The sequence below is a fragment of the Lishizhenia sp. genome (assembly GCF_057456495.1).
The window spans coordinates 1-3,397 of record NZ_JBVCPV010000251.1; the positions used below are offsets into that span (position 1 = coordinate 1).

Annotated in this window: 7 protein-coding genes; all 7 read left to right on the plus strand. The window is 37.7% G+C overall.

Annotated elements, in window-relative coordinates; all coding sequences use genetic code 11:
- On the plus strand, positions 1-349 hold a 349-nt coding region (locus AC22ZQ_RS13500; RefSeq protein ID WP_318959292.1), incomplete at its 5' end, for a hypothetical protein.
- Positions 350-351: 2 nt separating this feature from the next.
- The gene (locus AC22ZQ_RS13505) at positions 352-576 is read left to right on the plus strand and encodes a hypothetical protein (protein ID WP_318959293.1); all 225 of its coding nucleotides are present in this window, start codon (positions 352-354) and stop codon (positions 574-576) included.
- 115 nt (positions 577-691) lie between these two features.
- A complete protein-coding gene (locus AC22ZQ_RS13510; RefSeq protein WP_318959294.1) occupies positions 692-1,162 on the plus strand; it encodes a hypothetical protein in 471 nt (156 codons plus the stop codon).
- A 3-nt stretch (positions 1,163-1,165) separates the two neighbouring features.
- Positions 1,166-1,336, plus strand: coding sequence for a hypothetical protein (locus tag AC22ZQ_RS13515; RefSeq protein WP_318959295.1), 171 nt, complete (start codon positions 1,166-1,168; stop codon positions 1,334-1,336).
- 1 nt (position 1,337) lies between these two features.
- The gene (locus AC22ZQ_RS13520) at positions 1,338-1,532 is read left to right on the plus strand and encodes a hypothetical protein (protein ID WP_318959296.1); all 195 of its coding nucleotides are present in this window, start codon (positions 1,338-1,340) and stop codon (positions 1,530-1,532) included.
- Complete coding sequence (locus AC22ZQ_RS13525) at positions 1,529-2,074, plus strand: peptidoglycan recognition protein family protein (RefSeq protein ID WP_318959297.1); 546 nt, start codon at positions 1,529-1,531, stop codon at positions 2,072-2,074. The genes AC22ZQ_RS13520 and AC22ZQ_RS13525 overlap by 4 nt, the downstream gene beginning before the upstream one ends.
- Positions 2,075-2,084: 10 nt before the next feature.
- The coding region (locus tag AC22ZQ_RS13530) for a hypothetical protein (protein ID WP_318959298.1) at positions 2,085-3,397 on the plus strand (1,313 nt) is incomplete at its 3' end.

The following is a 3,397-nucleotide window of genomic DNA, read 5'->3' on the forward strand; positions in this document are numbered from 1 at the left end:
AAGACAAGCCAATATTCCTTGTGAATACAAATTAAAAGGAAGACAGGCAGACTGTGAAAAAGATCGTGCTTATAAGGCAGAAATGGCAAAAAAACGCCAAGATGCCGCAGATAGTTACGGATTTCAAATCAATGCCTTAACATTAGAAAATGCCGATTTGTATGACCAAGCAGCTACATCAAGAACGGTTGAAGAAAGCCTTGCCAAAATGGGTACTACAGCAGAGGCCGAGGCAATTAAAGCTATAGCTGAAGCCGAAACCAAGAAAGACAACAACACTTTGTTCATTGTAATTGCTGTTTTAGCTGCACTGGGCATAGGAATATTTGTTTACAAGAAATTCTTTTAATCATGCCTAAAGAAAGTTCCTTTTTAGAACAGGCAGTTTTGGACATCATGAACGCAGGAGATAGCAACACATCGTTGCTTTCCTTCTCGTTTGGAGCTCAAAACACGCCTACAGCCCAAGAAAAAGTATTAACCGAAGAACAAAAGCAAAAGCGTACTATAATCATCATGGGCGGTTTATTCGCTGCGCTGATCATTCTGCTTATTGTTCTCACAAAAATTCGCTAATCATGTTTGATGCAACTGTAGAAACCAAAATTTCAACCGAAACTGTAGTGATCCTTTCTTTAGGATTAGCACTAGCAGGAGTATTGATTGTATTAGCTACTAAACTCGCGAGGTAATGAATGAGTTAATCAAAATTTATAAACAACAGCCTGTAGTAGTACAAATAGTTGTTGCCATCATTTTACTTGTTATTGGATGGAATGTTTACAACTGGGCTAAAGCTCAAATGAAGAATTCAGCCGAAGAAACACAAGGAAAAGTTGAAATCAAACAACTGGAAAAACAAGGTGTTACACCTAGTTATTCTGACAGCGATTTTGATGCAATGGCCGACGATTTAGAGGAAGCTATGACTGGTCCTAGTAATACAGATGATGCCAATCAAGTCTATTCTGTTTTGAAAAAACTTAAAAACGATGCTGACTTTATCCAATTAAACAAAGCATTCGGATTACGCTCGTCAAGTTGGGACTTCATTAATCCAACTGCAACCGACCTTTCAACTTGGTTAAGAGATGAAAGTTTAGTTGATGTGAGTGTGATTAACAGTCAATTGAGTTTCCAAGGACTATCAAAACGCTTCTAACCTATGCAAGAAAAAGCACTTACTGCAGTACAGATGCTTTTAGCAACGGGAGCGGGTTGGGTTGTATCTCTGGAAGCTGTTGAAGCGGTCGCAAGAATTGTTTCATTAATTGCACCCGTAGTATTCTCAACCATCCTCTTTGTTCGGAAAAGCAAAAAAGACAAAGACAACTAAAATGAAGAACCTAAAGATCAAACCTCTGAAGCATTTGAAATTAAAGCTTGAAAACACAAATAACGGTGAAGCAATATTTCAAATTCGATTTACTACGGCTTTGACTCTTTGGGTTCTTTTAACTGCATTGGCCAGCGGTAAAATAAACCTAGAAAAGTTCATTTCTCTGGCCAATATCATACTAGAAAATGTATGAACGATAAAACCTTAAGAGTGGTGATGTTGATTTACATGTTCGCATTATCCTTCATCCTATTCTACCAAATCATTAAAGACAGATTTATGAAAATCGAAAACGTCGCAAATAAGTTAACCAAGAATTCAAACAAGAGCTACGGAATGCGTAGCCTTTCAAAAATAGCTTATATCATCTGGCATCATAGTGCCACACATTCTGGATCAGCGGAGCAATTCGCAAAATACCATGTTGAAAAACATGATTGGCCAGGCATAGGCTACCACTTTGTAATTGAAAAAGATGGAACCATTAAACAAACCAACGCACTAACAACCGTGAGTTATCATTGCCCGGGTAGAAATACAGATGGAATTGGTGTTTGTTTGGTTGGTGATTTCTCTAATTCAATGCCGACTCCAGAACAGATGCAATCAGCTACATGGTTAGGCCGTGAAATACGTAAAATGGTAGGTAAAAACCTAACCTCTGCCCCACATGGCGACTTTAAGCAAACAAGCTGCCCAGGAGACAAATTAAGAAATGAAGTTTACAACTGGTAATACCTAGATTATGTACAACGTATATACATACAACAACTACTTATACATTGATGGAATGGCAGGCTATCAAGCCCGTTCTGCCGCTTTATCTGAAATTAGACGAGACGATGTGTTTCGTGATCAGTTCCATGTTTACGACCGCAGAGGTTATTTATTTACCCTCAATTTTGCAGACATCTTAATGGAGGATGGAAATCCTTATGCAGATGCAGATGCTTTTGAAGCATGGGCAACAGAGGCAACATCGGGTTTTAATTCAGCCTCGGGAGGTAGCGAGGCTGTAACATTCTATACTGGGGATGGTCAATTGTCTTCAGATAGAACTGTTGATATGAATGGCCATAGCATAAGTTATAAAAATGGACTTCAAAACGTTTTTAGTTTTGATGCATTAGGTAATTTTGAATTAGGTTCATCAAGTCAAGGTGCACCACTGAAAGGCTTACTCATCAACAACTATACAGGAAGAAGTTTAAGTGATTATGTTGTTGATGTAAGGACAAACGCTTCTCAAAGAGCATTGGGGGTTCGGCAAAATGGTGGTACTGTAATTGGGAATAATGCTAACAACATATCAACTATTGGAGGGTATGATGGAGTAGGTATAAATAGATTCTATTCTATAAATGGTCATTTTAATTTTACTGGAGGTGCAACTAATCCAAATTATGGATGGGTGTCTGTTGGTGGTTATATGACACAACCCCAAGCTTTGCTGCACTTACAAGCACAAGGCGGGTTAAGTACTGATAAAGCCTTATTAGTTAAAACCCCTGATTCAATAGATTCTTTTTACATCACTGGAGATAAGCAAATAATTTCAAATGGTGGTAGTTTATTTATGCCACAAACATGGGGCGGTGGTGCATATGCAAAAATTGAAAATCATGGAAATGGAAGGTTATTCGAAATAGGGCATACCACAAATGGAAAGGAAATATCCATGACCTCAGACGACAATACAAATTATGGTTTGAGTGTTAACAAGGGATTAGGAAATAATTTCTTTTTGGGAGATATAGTAAAACCGTATTCTTCGGGAATTGGTAATGGATTTTATCAAGGAGTATCTTCAATTGAGAATCCTATTGTTCCAAATGCTTCATCGACGGGTGTTTTTGATTTTGGAGATGGAAACGGGCAGGTTTTCTACGTTAAAAATTCATCGGGAGATAAAATAAAACTCTTCAAATACGTTGACGTAGATTTTGCCACAAATCTAGTACCTACAGATTATAATGCTAGTCCTGATAATTTCAACACTTTCATGGATCAATTTGTAACTCAATTTCATAGCATGAGAAATGCTTTAATTCAACACGG